This is a genomic window from Aeromonas sp. 602396 (genome assembly GCF_049173735.1).
Classification (GTDB): domain Bacteria; phylum Pseudomonadota; class Gammaproteobacteria; order Enterobacterales; family Aeromonadaceae; genus Aeromonas; species Aeromonas veronii_A.
This window is the reverse complement of record NZ_JAAKSD010000005.1, coordinates 227,228-243,730: the sequence shown is the minus strand read 5'-3', so window position 1 is coordinate 243,730 and position 16,503 is coordinate 227,228. Positions and strand designations below refer to the sequence as shown.

Sequence of the window (16,503 nt, the reverse complement as noted above, 5' to 3'; positions counted from 1 at the left end):
TTAGAATACCGGCCTGTCACGCCGGGGGTCGCGGGTTCGAGTCCCGTCCGCTCCGCCACTAATTTGAAGGCCTTCCCTGATGGGAAGGCCTTTTTGCTATGGGCGGTTTTTGCCCATAAGTCCCACTGGTTTGCACACCAGAACCAACACAAAGCCCAGTCTGACGACTGGGTTTTGATGTTTTTAGCGTGTTAAACAGCCTGTATTAGCATTTATCTGCAGGAAGAGAACTAAAGCCCTGTCATTTCCTCCATTTTCTATCTATATCAAGCCCTTATCTGATGGATTACTGGCTATTTTAACTGGTTTACTTTTGGCCAAACTCTGTTCATGGCGCGCGATTAGGGTTGTATCTCGCTTATAACTCGGTAGAGTAAGGGCATCTTGAGTTTGCCTGTCCCGCGCCGAGTTTGCCGGGTTCCAGGTGTAACTTGGCCAGTTTTTATCAACCTTAAGTCAGTGGTATCGATATGGAACAAGTAAACAAGTCCACCTTCAGCGATGTACTGGAATATGTGCGTATGTCCCGTCGCCAGAACAAACTCAAGCGTGAAATTGCGGATAACGAGAAAAAGATCCGTGACAACCAGAAGCGCGTGCTGCTGCTCGACAACCTGAGCGACTACATCAAGCCGGGCATGAGTATTGATGATGTGCAGGCGATCATCGCCAACATGCGTGCCGACTATGAAGAGCGCGTGGATGACCACATCATCAAGAACGCCGAGCTTTCCAAAGAGCGTAAAGAGCTGAGCACCAAACTGAAGGGCATGAGCTCTCACAAGTAAGCGTTCAGCTTTTGCTTAAAAGACACCGGCCACTGGCCGGTGTTTTGTTATCAGCTCTGATCTCTGCCACTCCTGCAACAATCGGCTCCCCTTTTTAGAATTGCCCTGTTACCATCACTACAAAGCGGTCAATAGTTTCAAGCCATTGACTTGAAAAGACTAAGCTTGAGTGAAACACAATAAATTGCGCAACCATGGTGGGGCTGATATGGGCGCATCAGAACAGACGGATTTGACACAAGTGGCATCTCAAGATTCATCTGTCCAGACCTCGGACGGGAACCCAAAGCGCAAGCGCCGTCCCTGGTGGCGTTGGCTGTTCTGTTTTCTCTTTTTATTGTGCCTGGGGGCGGTGATCGCTCTGGTTGGCTATGAGATGAAAACCTCGAAGCTGCAATCTCAGGAGATATCCCGTTATGCCGCCAAGCTCACCTATCAGGTCGAGCCTGGCCAGAGCAAGCAGATCGCATTCCCTGAGGATGGCCCGTTCGACAAGCGGCTCGGCTATGTGCAACTGCCGATGATGCAGGAGCGTTTGCTTCAGCGGGGCTATGAAGTCAGCAAGCAGGTGCATTTCTCCGACGCGCTCTATGACTACGCCAGTCGTGGCTTCTTCGTGCCCTATACCGAGAAGGTGCAGGCTGGCCTGACGTTGCACGATTGCCGCGCAGAACCTTTCTATCAATTCAAGTATCCGACCCATCACTATCCGGATTTTGACTCAATTCCGCCGCTCGTCATCCAGTCGCTGCTGTTTATCGAGAACCGCGACTTGCTGAGCAACGAAGAGCCGTTGGCCAACCCGGCGGTCGACTGGCCCCGTTTTGCCAAGGCCGCGCTCTCTCAAGTGGGCAAGGCGCTCGATATGCAGGATCAATCTGCCGGTGGCAGTACCCTGGCGACCCAGGTGGAGAAGTATCGCCACTCGCCGGATGGCCTGACCCTGTCGCCGACCGAGAAGATCCGTCAGATGGCCTCTGCCAGCGTGCGTGCCTATCGTCTCGGGCCGGAAACCCTCGAAGCGCGCAAGCTGGTCGCCTGGGCCTACCTCAACTCGGTACCGCTCTCGGCTGCGCCGGGATATGGTGAGGTGCATGGTTTGGGGGATGGTCTCTGGGTCTGGTTTGGTGCCAATGTCGATGACGTGAACCGTCTGCTGGACCCCGCCCGCAACCAGAACGCACCGCTGGCCGAACAGGGACTTGCCCTGCGTCAGGTTGTCTCTTTGATGATTGCGCACCGCCGTCCCTCTTACTATCTGGCTCAGGGGCGAGAGGCGCTGGCTACCCTGACCGACAGCTACCTGCGCCTGTTTGTGCAGGAGGGGATGATCACGCCACCTCTGATGGAGGCGGCGCTCAAGGCCAAGATTACGTTCCGGGACTTCCTGCAGTCCCCGGCTATCACCCGGGTGAACAATAACAAGGGGTTGCAGGTTGCCCGTACTCGCCTGAGCCGTCAGCTCGGGGTGCAGCTCTATGACCTTGACCGGATGGATCTGACCGCCGATACCAGCCTCAACATGCCGCTGCAGAACGAAATCTCCCGTTATCTGCAACAGCTGGCCGACCCGACGTTTGCCGCTCAGGTGGGACTGTTTGGTGAGCGCCTGCTCTCGCCGGAGAAGACCGGCGATGTGCGCTACAGCTTCACCCTGTTCGAGAAGTCGCCGGATGGGTTCAAGGTGCGGGTACAGACCGACAACACCGATCAGCCGTTCGATATCAACGAAGGCTCCAAGCTGGAGTTGGGCTCAACCGCCAAGTTGCGGGTACTGACTACCTATCTGGAGATCGTGGCCGAGCTGCACGACAACTATGCCGGGATGCCGGTCGAGAATCTGCGCAAGCTGGCTGCCGTCTCTCAGGACAACCTCAGCCGTTGGGCCATCTCCTATCTGATGACGGCTCAGGACAAGAGCCTGCCTGTGATGCTGGAAGCGGCGCTGGATCGCAAATACTCCGCCAGCCCCAACGAAGGGTTCTTTACCGGTGGCGGCATGCACACCTTCAACAACTTCCGCCGCGAGGATAACAATCGCATTCCGACGTTGCGTGACTCTTTGCGTGAGTCGATTAACTTGCCCTTTGTACGGCTGATGCGGGATATCGTGCGCTACAGCCTCTACAAGGAGGGCAACCGTGCCCAGTTGCTGAAGGACGACAAGGATCCCCGTCGTCAGGAGTATCTGGCCAAATTTGCCGACAAAGAGGGCCAGACCTATCTGCTGCGCTTCTGGCGCAAATATCGCGGCAAGACTCCCGAGGAGCAACTCGATACCTTCCTCGACGGTCTAAAGCCGAGTGCGGTACGTCTGGCGGCGGTTCACCGCTACCTGATGCCGGAAGCCAGTGAAGCTGCATTTGCTGCCTTCCTGGCGGAGCGGTTGCCGCGGGAGAAGTTGAGCGCCAAGCGGGTCAATCAGCTCTACGTCAGCTATGGCCCGGGCAAGTATTCACTTCCGGATCAGGGCTACATCGCCCGGGTTCACCCGCTGGAGCTGTGGCTGCTGGCCTATCTCAAGGAGTTCGACAAGGCGACCTTTGCCGACGCGGTGGCGGCCAGTCGTGACGAGCGGCAGGAGGTCTACAGCTGGCTGTTCAAGACTCGCCATCGCAGTGCTCGTGACAGCCGGATCCGCACCATGCTGGAGGTTGAAGCCTTCCTCGATATCCATCAGCGCTGGGCCAAGCTCGGTTATCCGTTCGACCATCTGGTGCCTTCGCTGGCGACCGCGTTGGGTAGCTCCGGCGACCGCCCGGCAGCACTGGCCGAGCTGATGGGGATTATCCAGAATGGCGGTATCCGCTCGCCAACTTTGCGTATCGAGCACCTCTCGTTCGCCAAGGGGACGCCCTTCGAGACCGAGTTTGAGCCGCAGCACACCGAGGGAACCCGGGTGATGCCGGCAGAGGTGGCGGCCGCCCTGCGCAGTGCGCTCTCCAAGGTGGTCGAAGGGGGCACGGCAAGACGTATCGCCGGTGCCTTTACCCTGCCGGATGGCACTGTGCTTCAGATGGGGGGCAAGACCGGGACCGGGGATAACCGGATTGAAACCGTGGGTCGTTATGGCAACGTGACCAGCTCGCTGGCGCGCAACCGCACCGCGACCTTCGTCTTCTATCTGGGTGAGGATCACTTCGGTACCCTGACCGCCTATGTACCGGGTAGCCAGTCTGACAAGTTCCGCTTCACCTCGGCACTGCCGGTGCAGGTGCTCAAGGGGATGGCTCCTCTGCTGACGCCTTACCTGCAACCGGGTTCCCATACCCAGTGTCTGGCGAACCAGTGATGCGAGCGAATTACCGCTCATCACGCAGATAACTAACCAGAAAAACGGGGAGGCTGACAGCCTCCCCGTTTTTATATCCTCATCGGGCGCAGCGGCGCTCGATTGCGATCAGGCGTTCAGTACGAACTGTTCGATCACCTGAGCTACACCATCTTCATCGTTGCGGGCGGTGGTGTGCTGGGCGAGCGCCTTGATCTCGTCGGTGGCATTGCCCATCGCAACCCCGAGGCCTGCGTATTCGATCATGTGGCGATCGTTGCCCGCATCCCCGACGCAGATCACCTGATCGGCGGTCAGGCCAAGGTGCTCGGCCAGTGCGGCCACGCCGGTTCCCTTGTTGCTCTGCTTGTTCATGAACTCGAGGAAGAAGGGGGCGCTCTGTACCACGGTATAGCGCTCATAGAGCTCTGCAGGCAGTCGCTCGATGGCGCGGGAGAGCTGGGGCGGCTCGTCGATCATCATCACCTTCATGATCTGCTCGTCGGCAGGCAGGGTGGCGAAGTCGATCAGATTGATCGGCATGCCGATCAGGCGGGATTCGTGCTCGGTGTAGGTACTGACACGGGGACTGATGAGGCCCTGGGTCACCGAGAAACCGTGGACGTTCACCTCCAGCTCGTCAGCCAGTTTGGCGACGGCGCTGGCGTCACTGCCGGTCAGCAGCTGGCTGCGGATGATGCGCTGATCGGCCACCTGTTGCACCAGGGCGCCGTTGTAGCAGATGACGTAGTCATGCTCTGTGGTGAGGCCGAGCTCTTCCAGATAGCGGCTCATCCCTTCCAGCGGGCGGCCGGAGGCCAGCACAACGGTTACCCCTTTGGCGCGCGCGGCGCTGATGGCGGCGTGGGTGCGGGGAGTAATCTGGCCCTGCGGGTTGAGCAGGGTGCCATCCATATCCAATGCGATCAGCTTGTACATCTCTCACTACCTGAGTCTGGCTGGCCCACCCGGTGGGGCCAAGGAAGTGGCGAGTGTAGCGAAAATCGACGGCGGGATCACGGTCGATGCGGATGGTTCACCTAGCTGTGCCCCTCGTAAGGGGTCATCTCCAGCTGCTCGTCGTGAATAGTCAGGCGGGTAGGGCCTCGGGTAATGGTAACCTTGCGTTTGAAGCTGGCCATCTCGACCTCGATGCCGGAGTAGAGGTGCTGGGTGGCAATGACCTCCATCTGAGCCATCAAGTTTCGCAGCTCCTCCTGGTTGGCGGTGAGCTGCTCATCGAGCTGGGCCAGTTCGGCCAGCTGATGGTCCCGGATCGGTTTGAGCTTGCGCAGGGTATCCGGATTGCGCTTGTCACTGGGCAGTTGCAGCAACTTCATGACCAGCTCCTTGATTTTCTCCAGCTGGGCCTGACACGCCTGCTGGCGCAGCTTGAGCTGGTGTTCCTGCTCCTTGTGGGTGAAGTAGCCGCCAAGGATCTGCAGCCGGGTATGGTTGGCTGCCTCGGCCCCCAGGCTGGGGGCAATGATCAGGCGATTGGCAATGCTGGTGCCCCCCAGCAGAGTGCCTTTGCGCATGTTGCTATCGCCTACCTTGATATCTTGTCCGCTGCGGGAGTAGCAGTGGCTGAGCTGGCTCTGGATCTGGATATCCCCCCCCGCTTCCAGCTGGGCATACTGGGCGTAACTGGCGTGGATCTCCCCTTGCGCATTGAGCTGGCAAAGGTACTCCCCCTGCTCGTTGCGGCGGCCAATGATGCCGTGGCGTACCGTAATGCTGCCCCCCGCCTCGATCCAGCCCCCTTCGATAAAGCCGCCAATCACGATGTCACCGCTGACCCGGATCTTCATGCCCGGGTTGACGTCGCCGCTGACGATTAAGCCCCCTTCAAAATCAATATGGCCGTGGCGGGCATCCACCTGTTTTACGCTGAGCACCTCGTCCACCTTCATGCCTGCTTTCTCCTGACAGGGCAGGCCAGCCCGACCGGCAATCAGCAGGTCGGGATCGTCGGGGGAGATAAAGGTACCCTCGCCAGCACTCATCGGACTGTCTTTGCCATCCTTGGCTGGTAGGTCCTGACCGGTCACGGTAAAACCGGGCACCCCGACGGTGGCCGGATGACGGCGCATCAGCGGAGCGCCGGCCTTGACGGTGACGATGGAGCCGAGATCCCGCAGGTCGACCTTGCCATGACCCAACTCCTGCGGTTTGAGGATCCGTTCGGCCGGGGTCTCCACCAGCCGCTCATAGCGAGTGTCCTGACCATTGACGGCTGGCTGGCCGTTGGCAATCACCAGCTTGAGCTGACTGCCGGGGGCGGCCTCCTTGGCCGACTGGATGGCAGCGGTGAGCAGTTGCTCACTCACCCCCTGTTTGATTTCGCTGATGGCGATCGCCTCTTTCAGCTGTTCCAGCGTCACATACTTGCCCCCCCAGTCTGCAGTGATCTGGGCGATGGCGCTCATGCGATCCTTCTCCACTATTACGGCGAGTCGGGCATCCTGACGCTTGCCGACAGGGATGGGGTTGGCGGGGACGGGGGCGGCAGGGTTGGTGAGCAGGGTGTTGAGCAGGCTGATGGCCTGTTTGATCCCCTCGGGCAGCGGCTGATAGCGGCGACAGTTGGAAGCGAGCAGCAGAGCCTGCACATCCTGTTCCGTGACAGGTTTGGTGAGACCGGCGGCAATCCGCAGGCAGACCAGTTCCATATCGCTTGATAGCAGCAACCACTCTTTGCTTAACACCGCATCTCCTTGCTGGATGAGAACGGAGCGATCGGCTCGCTCCTCTACTGTCATTTAATCTCTCAATGATTAATAAAGCGAGTCGCCAACCCTGAGAGTGGGCAGTATTCAGATATTTCCTCTGAATGGTCAATGAATTGAAGTCAAATCGGTGATGGCGGCCAGATAAATGTGGGCGCTGTTTGGAAACGGAGTGAAAAGACGGATCGCAGCGCCAGCGACATAGAGTCGCTGGCAGGGGAATGGCGGTTCTTATCAGCTGCGCTGGGCTGTTCTGGCCAGGGTGAGGTAATCGCCGAGTACCGGCTCACCCAGCATATGGCGGCGCAGCATGTCGAGGGCGGCAAAGGCGAGGATCTTGCGGCGGCTCTCCGGGTCGGGGTGGCTGACCTTGACTGTCTGACCGATGTGCATGCCATCGGCGCTGAGCAGCAGTGGCACTCCCTCTGGCCCCTCTCGCCCTATGGTCAGTTGCAGGCCCGCATCGGTCGTCGGTAGCTGCGCCAGCTCATCGGCCAGTTGTGTACTGAAGTTGGCCTCCAGCCGGGAATGGCCGTGACAAAGCGCCAGCAGGGCGCCGCCACTCTCTCCCTCCAGCAGAGACAGCGGCCTGCCTTGCAGCAGCGCGAGGATCTGCTGCGCCGGTTCCGTATCTCCGCAGCCAGCCAGCCAGGGGCGGACCGTATCCAGCAGTCGGCGCTCGGCACTCTCCATATCAGCGGCACTGGCGCCGTGGCCGATCAGTTTCAGCTCGATAAGGGGCATGGAGGATCGGTAACCCAGCTCGATACCCATCGGCCAGGGGGCGCCATCCAGCATATCGCTGAGGGCCGACTCCGAGACGCCGAAGGTGTAAAAGCGACGCAGCTCGGTATCGATCTGTGCCCCGGCCAGCTGTTTGAGGCGCGGCAGAATTTGCTCGCGCACCATCTGCTTAAACTCGAACGGCACGCCCGGGGTGAAGAAGAGCTGGCTCTGGCCACTTCGCACCACAAAGCCGCAGGCGGTGCCGACCGGGTTGTCGAGGATCTCGCACCCCTGTGGCAACCAGGCCTGTTTGGCATTGCTTTGTGCCATGGGGCGGCCACGGCTGGCGTAGCGCGCTTCGATGGTAGCGAGCCAGTCGGGGAAGAGGGTGAGTGGCTGGTCAAAGGCCTCGGCGGCAGCCTGAGCGGTCAGGTCGTCGGCAGTGGGCCCGAGTCCGCCACACACCAGCACCACCTCGGCGCGGCTGGCACTCTCTTGCAGCACCGTTTTCAGGTCGGCGAGGTTGTCACTCACCGTCAGGCGACGGCGCACCTGCCACCCCTGTTCCAGCAGCAGAGCGCTGAGCCAGGCCGCGTTGGTATCCACCACCAGACCTGTCACTATTTCGTCTCCGGTACTGATGATCTCGATACGCATGGCAGGCTCCTTGGATTAAACGGGTGGCAATGGTTGGCCTCGGGCCAACACAATCAGGCTTTGTTGTGCTCGAAGTAGTAGCTGATCCGGGTACGCGGATTGAGGTACTCGAACACGGCGGGCGGCAGCCGTTTGGGGTGGATCACCTTGGCGATCGACAGTTCGGCTTGCTGCAGGTCGATGATGGCGGCTTCCTGACGGGGAATGCGCGGATCGTACACCAGCACCGAGGGGTAGAGCAGGCGGGAAGCGTTGACCGACATCACCAGCCCAACCTGACCGTTGGAGAGTTGCACCACGCTGCCGGGGGGGTAGATCCCCATCAACCGGATCAGCATGCTGAGGTACTCCGGATTGAACTGCGCCTTGCGCTGCTTGTAGAGGCCGCTCAGGGCCGAGTAGGGCACCTTGGCCTGCATGTGGCAGAGGTTATCGTACTCGTTGATCAGCGACACCATCTGGGTGAGCTGATCGAGCTGGCCGCCCTTGAGCCCTTCCGGCCCGCTGCCATCGAGATATTCGTGGTGGTGCAGCACTATCCCCTTCGCTTCCGACGGGAAATCCTTGGCCAGATTGAGCAGATCCAGCCCGTAGCGCGGGTGCTGGGCCATCAGGTTCTGCTCCGGCCTGGTGAGCGGCTCGGTCTTGCGCAGGATCTGGCTCGGGATCTTCAGTTTGCCGATGTCGTGGAACAGCGCCCCCATACCGATATGGCGGATCTGGTCGGCCGACATGTTGCACTCCTTGGCCAGCAGCATGCTGAGTACGCTGACGTTGAGGGAGTGGAAGTAGAGGTTGTTGCCATCCTCGCTGTCGGAGACCAGATGGAGCACCATCTCGTCCACCGAGAGCAGCTGTTCTGTCATGGCGTTGACCAGCTCCTGCGCCTCGCCGATGGCATTGAGGGGGCGGGACTGGAGCTTGCTCATCACGCTGCGCACCTGGGCCAGCGACTGCTGAAACTGTTTCTCGCACTGCTGCAGGTTGCGACGATACTGCTGCAACTGCTCGATGCGGCGGTCCTTCTCCTGCTGCATCTGAGCCTGGCGCTGGGCGGCGTCTGCGCTCTCTTGTGGTTGAGGCTGTACCTGATTGAGGGGCTTGGGCGGAACGTCGCTCTTGTCGGGAATGATGGTGACCAGTTTCAGACCGAGTCGGCGAATGAGCTCGATCTCCTCTTCATTCTTGATCTTGAAGCTGGAAAACAGGAACGGGTGTTCGCGCCACCCCAGTGGCAGGGAGACATAGTTGCCGACTTGCAGTCGATCTACGGAAATCTTGATACCGGTCATTATCTTGGATGCAGGGGAGATACTGAGCCGTATGCTAGTCAAAGGCGAGAGTGAATACAAAAGGTATCTGATGACAGGGTGGGAGCTTTATTATAGGCTTCTGGATGTCCAGACATATTTACCGATGCAGTACAGGGAGTAAGCATGCCGATCAAGATCCCGGATCAGTTGCCCGCAGCCGAAGTGTTGGGGCAGGAGAACATCTTCGTGATGACGGAATCCCGGGCCGTCACCCAGAACATCCGCCCGCTGCGGGTACTGATCCTCAATTTGATGCCCAAGAAGATTGAGACCGAGATCCAGCTGATGCGGATGCTCTCCAACTCGCCGCTGCAGGTGGATGTGGATCTGCTGCGCATTGATGACAGGGAGTCAAAGAACACGCCGCAGGCCCATCTCGAGAACTTCTATCACGACTTCGAGCAGGTGCGTGGCAACAACTACGACGGCATGATCATCACGGGGGCGCCGCTCGGGCTGGTGGAGTTCGAGGAGGTGGTCTATTGGCCGCGTATCGTCGAGATCATCGAGTGGTCCCATCAGCATGTTACCTCCACCCTGTTCCTCTGCTGGGCGGTGCAGGCGGCGCTGAAAGCCTTGTATGGTATGGAGAAGCAGACTCACGGCGAGAAGCTCTCCGGTGTGTATCATCATCATCGCCTCGATGAGCACGAACCGCTGCTGCGTGGTTTCGATGACGAGTTTGTCGCGCCCCACTCCCGCTATGCGGCGTTTGATGGCGATTTGATCCGCGCCCACACCGATCTGCAGATTTTTGCCGAGTCAGAAGAGGCGGGGGTTTATCTGGCGGCGACCAAGGATTGTCGTCAGGTGTTTGTCACCGGGCATCCGGAGTACGACGCCCTGACTCTCGATGGGGAGTACCAACGGGATCTGGCGGCGGGCCTTGACCCGGCTATTCCGGTCAACTACTACCCGAATAACGATCCGGGCAAGACCCCGCGCGCCAGCTGGCGCAGCCATGGTCATCTGCTGTTTGCCAACTGGCTCAACTACTACGTCTATCAGCTCACCAGCTATCGGGTGGAGGATATCGGCAAGGTCTTCACCTATGACCAAGGGGGCAAGTAGTCAGTCGCCCAGCTCCAGCCGCTGGGCCAGCCTGTCGAGCCATTGGCGGTGGCAGGCCAGGGTAAACGCCTTGGGTCTGTGGGCCTTGATGGCGGCCATCGCTTCTTGCTGTGGCTGGCCGAGGGTCATCAGCAGCGCTGCGGCGACCAGACCGGTACGACCGCTGCCCCCTTTGCAGTGGATGACCAGATGTTTGCCATCCCCCAGCAGCTCGCGCAGCTGCGGCAGCGCCTGTTGCCAGGCGGCCTCGAAGGCTGCATCGGGGGCCAGATCATCCTCGATGGGCAGGTGGAGCCAGCGCATCCCTTCGTGCTCGACCTGTTGGCCGAGCTGCGCCAGTTCGAGTCGGATCAACTCGGCGCTTGTCATCAGGGTCACCACCCCGTGGGCACCGGCCAACCGCAGTTGATCGAGCGCCAGGGTCAGCGGCACCTGCTGGGTGCCGGGGCAGGGGGTCAGCAGCAGCTGACCGTCGACACGGGGAACCTCAAGGCTCCAGAAGGGGTGATACGGGGGCATGGCGGATCCTCGCGTGGTGGCCGCAGGGCTGCGGCCGGTGAATGGCGCCAAGGATAGGCGGGGCAGGGGGGATGTCAATGGCCGTTGTGTTTGCCCCGGTTTACGGGCAGAGTCTAAAAAATTGAGCGGTTCAAGGAGTTAAGATGAGAAACCTGGATCAACTGGATTTGGATATCTTGGCCCATCTGTTTCGGGATGCGGGCATGACCAACAAGGATCTGGCCGCGCTGGTCGGTGTTGCCCCCTCCACCTGTCTGGAGCGGGTGCGCAAGCTGCAGCAGGATGGCGTGCTCAAGGGAGCGCACTGCGAAGTGGATTATCAGGCCCTCGGTGGCCACATTCAGGCCATGGTCTCCCTGCAACTGGCCCGCCACAGCCGCCAGATCATCGATGCCTTCCGGGATGCCATTCTTGCGCTGCCCGAAGTGATCAGCCTGTTCCACATGGGGGGCAAGGATGATTTTCTGGTGCACCTCTGTGTCTCCGACACCGAGCACCTGCGCAACTTTGTCTTTGATCACTTCACCTCCCGCGAGGAGGTGGTGCACCTCGAAACCTCGCTGGTATTCGAGCACAAGTTCAGCCGCTCCCTGCCCTGCTTTCCCCAGCCATAACGGCCTGTGGGCCGACGGTATGGATAGATGGAAAAAACCGCCAGCTGGCGGTTTTTTCCATTCTGCTATCGATTGAATTTGCTCGGGTGGCTCAATTGGCTGCGGTGCGTTCATCCTTGGCCGTCTGATAGAGACTCTTCTGATAGGCCATGCTGCCCCACAGGGCAAGACCGAGGGCATCCTCCTTCAAGGCGTCCGGCTGCGCCGCCAGAGTCAGCTTCTCGCTGGCATTGTCGTAGACATAGCCCTCTGCCGCCCGTTCCGGTTGCAGGATCACCACATCCTTGCCGCGCATCAGGGCGAAGTTCTTGTCGTACTGCATGATGGCGCGCCCCGGCCAGTCGGCGGGCATACGGGTCAGATCCTTGCCGAGCATGGGGTAGTCGGCACTGATCCCCATCAGGGAGAGCAGGGTAGGCGCCATGTCGATCTGGCTGACGATACGCGAATCCTTTCTCGGCACTATGCCATCGCCCACGATAACCCCCGGAATATGGAAGCGGGGAATGGGCACCAGACTGGCGCCACCGACCCGGCTGTCGTGATCGGCGATGACCAGGAACAGGGTGTCCTTCCAGTAGTCGGACTGTTTCGCCTTTTTGAAGAACTCGCCGATGGCGTAATCCGCATACTTGGCCGCGTTGTTGCGGGTCTGCTTGGGCTGCTCGAAGAGTTCGATGCGGTTGTCCGGGAATTCGAACGGATCGTGGTTGCTGGAGCTGAACACCAGACTGAAGAAAGGTTTACCCTCCTTGTGCAGTGCTTTGAAGGTCTCGTCGGCCTTGGCCATCAGATCCTCATCGGAGGCGCCCCAGGAGCCTTTGAACACCGGATTGTCGAAATCCTTCTGTTCGACGATGGTGGTGAAGCCGTTGCCGAGGAAGAAGCTGCGCATGTTGTCGAAGTGACTCTCGCCGCCATAAATAAAGCTGGTGTCGTAACCCCGCTGTTTGAGCAGATCGGCGATGGTGAAGAAGTTGGTCTGGCTCTTGCCGAGTTTGACCACCGCCTGTGCCGGGGTCGGCGTGAAGCCGGTCAGTACCGCCTCGATACCGCGCACCGAGCGGGTGCCGGTGGCGTAGAGCTGCTCGAAGGCCCAGCCCTGCTGCGACAGGGCGTCGATGTTGGGGGTAAGCGGCAGGCCGTCGAGGGAGCCGACAAACTGGGCGCCCAGGCTCTCCTGCAGCAGGATCACCAGATTCTTCGGTTTACCCTGGAAGCTCGCCTGGTTGAAGGTCTGGCTGGGCAGCAGATCTGAGTTGAAATCACTGGCCGGACGGCCACTCTCCTTGCGCATGACTTCGAGCACCTTCTGAGGGGTCATCTCGCCGTAAAACTGGCCGGCATCCTCCTCGGCGCCCATCTGTTTGATGGCAAAGAAGAGGGAGTAGGCGGAGTTGACGGTGAGCGAGTTGACCAGCGGATCCTCGGCAAAGGCGACCATGGCCGGGTTCAGGGCGCGGTGGCCGAGACTGGAGCGGGCACCGAGAAAACCTATGGCCAGAATGAGCAGGGCGAAGGCCGGACGCAGATACCAGCGGGGGAAGCTGAGGCCATGCACCAGACGGCCGCTCAGCCACCAACCGCCGGTCAGCACGGCGCCACTGAAGAGTAACGCCAGCAGCAGCTCGGCTTTGCGCCCCGCCCACAGCATGGCGAACACCTCTTTCGGATAGATGAGGTACTCCACATAGAGACGGTTGGGACGCACGCCATATTCGGTGACAAACGAGGGGGTGGAGATCTCGAGGAACAGCATCAGCCAGAGTCCGACGGTCAGCCAGACGCGCATCAGTTGCAGCCAGCCCCGGCCGATGGCATGGGGGCCTGCCAGCAGCAGAGTGAGCATGGCGGGGACACCCCAGACCCAGCAGAGGGTCGCAAAGTCGACCCGGATCCCTTGCAGCAGCATCTCCTGCCAACCGGCCACGGCATCCACCCGTTCCAGTTGCCAGAGACCGAGGGCGATTCGGCTGAAAGAGAGAGAAAAAAGCGCGAGCGCGCAGAAGACGGCGAAGGGCCAGAACGGGCCGAGTCGCTGTTTTAGATCTGTCATGTTTGTTCCTGAATGAGACTGTAAACGTCTGTCCACAGACGTTTTTTTAGTTGTTGTGAGGTTATGACAGATCGAATTGGTTAAGGTTGCATTCAAGTTTGTTAAAAGTCGGCATTAACACATTTATCATCTAAAAATGTGATGTCGCGCCACTAATGAGCACAGCATAATCTGCTGGGTAAAATGTGAGCCACAGCGTGTATGGATGGTGAACTGGTGTTTATAATTGCCGCGAATTATCTCAATCGGAGCCGAAGGGATGCCGGTCTTTATCGATGTCGAGTATGTGCGGGGATGGCGCCTGTTTCTGGTGTTATCGGATGGAACCACGGGTGTGCTGGATCTGACCCCCTGGCGAACCCAGCCGCTGTTTGCAAAGCTGGAGAGCGAGCGTCACTGCGCCCGGGTCTTCATCAACCGTCACCACCAGCTGGAGTGGCCTGTTGGCTGCACGCTATCCGCCCATGAGGTCTATCACCTCATCTCTCCCATCGATGAGCGGGAAGCCTTCAGCTAATCCCCATTTTTTGTGAGCCAACGCCAGATTCCTGTTACTGGAATGTTTGCCCGTTTGCCTTTCTGAGCCAACTTGGGTAAAACCTGCGCAACATTTTGCCAACTTGCCTTCGCTTCACCTGACAGAGGCTTGCCGCTTTCGCGCCGCAGGCCTTTTTTGCGGCCTGATGGCAAACCTTTCCCTTGCTGAAAGGTTTGGTCGGTTGAATGAAAATAACAAAATAAACAAATACATAAGGAAAATGTATGGCTTGTCATATGCGCACACCTCTTGCCCTGCTGGTGGGCGGGCTCGCCTGTCACGGCGCTGCCGGTCAGGAATCGGTTCAACAGCTGGATCCCATGGTGGTGGTGGCAACCCGCCCCGCCAGCACACTTGAAGTGACGCTGGATCCCAAGAAGCCCGGTTCCCCCATGCCCGCTGCCGACGGCGCCGGTTATCTGAAGAATGTCACCGGCATGAGCATGGTGCGCAAAGGGGGGCTCGGTGGCGACCCTGTACTGCGGGGGATGGGGATGTCCCGCCTCAACGTGCAGATGGATGGCGGCATGCTGGCCGGTGGGTGTGGCGGCCGGATGGACCCGCCCACCGCCTATGTGTTCCCCCAATCCTTTGACCGGATCCGGGTGCTGAAGGGGCCGCAATCCCTCGAGCAGGGTGCCACCCTGGCGGGAACCGTACTGTTCGAGCGGGACAGGCCCGAGTTCACCGCACCGGGCCTCAAGGCCGATGCCTCGGCCCTCTATGGCAGCTTTGGCCGTGATGATCAGATGGTGGATATGACGGCGGGCTCGACCGACGGCTATCTGCGCGGTCAGTTCACCCACTCCGATAGCGACGATTACCGCGATGGTCACGGTAACAAGGTGCGATCTTTCTATCGCCGCGAGAACGGCACCGCCCAGCTGGGCTGGACGCCGGGGGAGCACACCTGGCTGGAACTGACCGCCGAGCGCAGCAACGCCCGCGCCGCCTATGCGGACCGCACCATGGATGGCCCCATGTTTGATCGCGAATCCTTCGGGCTGAAGCTCAAGCAGGAGCAGGTCACCACTCACTGGCAGCGCAGCGAGCTGACCCTGTGGGACAACTACATAGACCACATCATGGACAACTTTAGCCTGCGGCCAAACAGCGGCATGAAGATGCTCTCCAACCCGGATCGCCGCAATACCGGCGGGCGCTGGGCCAACGATATCGCCCTGCCTGCCGACTGGCTGCTGACCGCAGGGCTAGACAGCAACCGGGATCAGCATCGCAGTCGGAGTGGGGTCGACTATGCCACCAAAGATCGTCAGCGCACCCTGCGTTTCGAGCAGCAGGGCGGCTTCGCCGAACTGGGTCGTCAGCAGGGGGCTCACAGCTACAAGGGGGGTTACCGGCAGGATAGGGTCGAGACAACTCGCTATGGTGCGGGGGATCAGACTCTCTACAGTGAGACCGAACACCTCGACAGCGGTTTCGGTCGCTATGAGTACCAGTGGTCGCCCCGCTGGTCCAGTTATCTGGCCTGGGGGCAGGCAGAGCGTGCGCCGGACTACTGGGAGCGCAGCAAGGACAGTACCCCGTTTACCCTCAACCCGGAGCGCAGTCGCCAGTGGGATGCTGGGTTGGCCCTGCGCAGTCGCGAGCTGGACCTGACCCTCTCCCTCTTTAGCGCCGACATCAAGGACTACCTGCTCTACAACAGCAAGTCGAACAAGGCGCGCAATATCGATGCCCAGACCCGGGGTGGCGAGCTGGAGGGGCGCTGGCAGTTTGCCGAGCAGTGGCGTCTCGATGGTGGTCTGGCGGTGGTCTATGGCGAAAACCAGAGCGACAACAAGCCGCTGGCCCAGATGCCGCCGCTTGATGGCAAGCTGGCGTTGGGCTGGCAGCCGGACGAGGCGCTGAGCTTTACCTTGCTGGGGCGCGCGGTGGCGGCGCAGGATCGGGTGGACGTCGGTTCCGGCACGGTCGCGGGTCAGGATCAGGGGGAGACTCCGGGCTTCTTCACCATGAACCTGAGCGGCGCCTGGCAGTTTGCCAAAGGGTGGCAGCTTTCGGCCGGGGTGGACAACCTGTTCGACACCTTCTACTACGAGCACCTCTCCAAGTCGGTGCACGCCAGTCAGGCGGGGTTGGGCTATGAGCAGAGCGGCCGCATCCCCGAGCCGGGCCGCGCCTACTGGCTCTCGCTCAACTACCGTTTTGTCTCGGCAGGGGTGCTCTAACCAGTTGAGTCAGATAACGTTTTCAGTCA

14 protein-coding genes are annotated in these 16,503 nt (G+C 59.9%); 7 read left to right on the top strand and 7 right to left on the bottom strand.

The annotated features are described in order from the left end of the window. The 3 genes from G5229_RS09265 to G5229_RS09255 all read left to right on the top strand — a co-directional run. On the top strand, positions 1-195 hold a 195-nt coding region (locus tag G5229_RS09265; RefSeq protein ID WP_421208995.1), incomplete at its 5' end, for a hypothetical protein. 275 nt (positions 196-470) lie between these two features. After that, complete coding sequence (gene tmaR / locus G5229_RS09260) at positions 471-788, top strand: PTS system regulator TmaR (protein ID WP_005336024.1); 318 nt, start codon at positions 471-473, stop codon at positions 786-788. Positions 789-996: 208 nt separating this feature from the next. Next, the gene (locus G5229_RS09255; protein WP_309508295.1) at positions 997-4,080 is read left to right on the top strand and encodes a transglycosylase domain-containing protein; all 3,084 of its coding nucleotides are present in this window, start codon (positions 997-999) and stop codon (positions 4,078-4,080) included. 108 nt (positions 4,081-4,188) lie between these two features. Here the strand turns inward: G5229_RS09255 and yidA are convergent, their stop codons facing one another. The 4 genes from yidA to G5229_RS09235 form a co-directional block, all read right to left on the bottom strand. Beyond that, positions 4,189-4,998, bottom strand: a complete 810-nt coding sequence (gene yidA / locus G5229_RS09250; protein WP_005363212.1) for a sugar-phosphatase — start codon at positions 4,996-4,998, stop codon at positions 4,189-4,191. Positions 4,999-5,099: 101 nt separating this feature from the next. Then, positions 5,100-6,767 carry a FapA family protein gene (locus G5229_RS09245; RefSeq protein ID WP_421208998.1) on the bottom strand — a complete coding sequence of 556 codons (1,668 nt, stop codon included), beginning with the start codon at positions 6,765-6,767 and terminating at the stop codon, positions 5,100-5,102. Positions 6,768-7,022: 255 nt separating this feature from the next. Beyond that, positions 7,023-8,171 carry a competence/damage-inducible protein A gene (locus tag G5229_RS09240; RefSeq protein ID WP_421208994.1) on the bottom strand — a complete coding sequence of 383 codons (1,149 nt, stop codon included), beginning with the start codon at positions 8,169-8,171 and terminating at the stop codon, positions 7,023-7,025. A gap of 53 nt (positions 8,172-8,224) precedes the next feature. After that, positions 8,225-9,463, bottom strand: coding sequence for an HD-GYP domain-containing protein (locus G5229_RS09235; protein ID WP_201937853.1), 1,239 nt, complete (start codon positions 9,461-9,463; stop codon positions 8,225-8,227). A 144-nt stretch (positions 9,464-9,607) separates the two neighbouring features. Here G5229_RS09235 and metA point away from each other — a divergent pair, with 144 nt between their 5' ends. Then, entirely contained in the window at positions 9,608-10,555 is a 948-nt protein-coding gene (gene metA, locus G5229_RS09230; RefSeq protein WP_421208993.1) for a homoserine O-succinyltransferase MetA, read from the top strand. Here metA and G5229_RS09225 read toward each other — a convergent pair whose 3' ends face one another. Further along, the gene (locus tag G5229_RS09225; RefSeq protein ID WP_421208992.1) at positions 10,556-11,074 is read right to left on the bottom strand and encodes a cyclin-dependent kinase inhibitor 3 family protein; all 519 of its coding nucleotides are present in this window, start codon (positions 11,072-11,074) and stop codon (positions 10,556-10,558) included. A 143-nt stretch (positions 11,075-11,217) separates the two neighbouring features. Between G5229_RS09225 and G5229_RS09220 the strand changes: the two genes are divergently transcribed. After that, the gene (locus tag G5229_RS09220; protein WP_005336001.1) at positions 11,218-11,688 is read left to right on the top strand and encodes an Lrp/AsnC family transcriptional regulator; all 471 of its coding nucleotides are present in this window, start codon (positions 11,218-11,220) and stop codon (positions 11,686-11,688) included. 91 nt (positions 11,689-11,779) lie between these two features. Here the strand turns inward: G5229_RS09220 and G5229_RS09215 are convergent, their stop codons facing one another. Then, complete coding sequence (locus G5229_RS09215) at positions 11,780-13,744, bottom strand: LTA synthase family protein (RefSeq protein WP_421208991.1); 1,965 nt, start codon at positions 13,742-13,744, stop codon at positions 11,780-11,782. A gap of 259 nt (positions 13,745-14,003) precedes the next feature. Here G5229_RS09215 and G5229_RS09210 point away from each other — a divergent pair, with 259 nt between their 5' ends. Beyond that, positions 14,004-14,261 carry a DUF2442 domain-containing protein gene (locus tag G5229_RS09210; RefSeq protein ID WP_005335997.1) on the top strand — a complete coding sequence of 86 codons (258 nt, stop codon included), beginning with the start codon at positions 14,004-14,006 and terminating at the stop codon, positions 14,259-14,261. Here the strand turns inward: G5229_RS09210 and G5229_RS09205 are convergent. Next, positions 14,258-14,518, bottom strand: coding sequence for a hypothetical protein (locus tag G5229_RS09205; RefSeq protein WP_141108901.1), 261 nt, complete (start codon positions 14,516-14,518; stop codon positions 14,258-14,260). The two genes, G5229_RS09210 and G5229_RS09205, sit on opposite strands and share 4 nt — an antisense overlap. Between G5229_RS09205 and G5229_RS09200 the strand changes: the two genes are divergently transcribed. Then, a complete protein-coding gene (locus tag G5229_RS09200; protein ID WP_421208990.1) occupies positions 14,507-16,474 on the top strand; it encodes a TonB-dependent copper receptor in 1,968 nt (655 codons plus the stop codon). The genes G5229_RS09205 and G5229_RS09200 overlap by 12 nt on opposite strands. Positions 16,475-16,503: the final 29 nt, after the last annotated feature.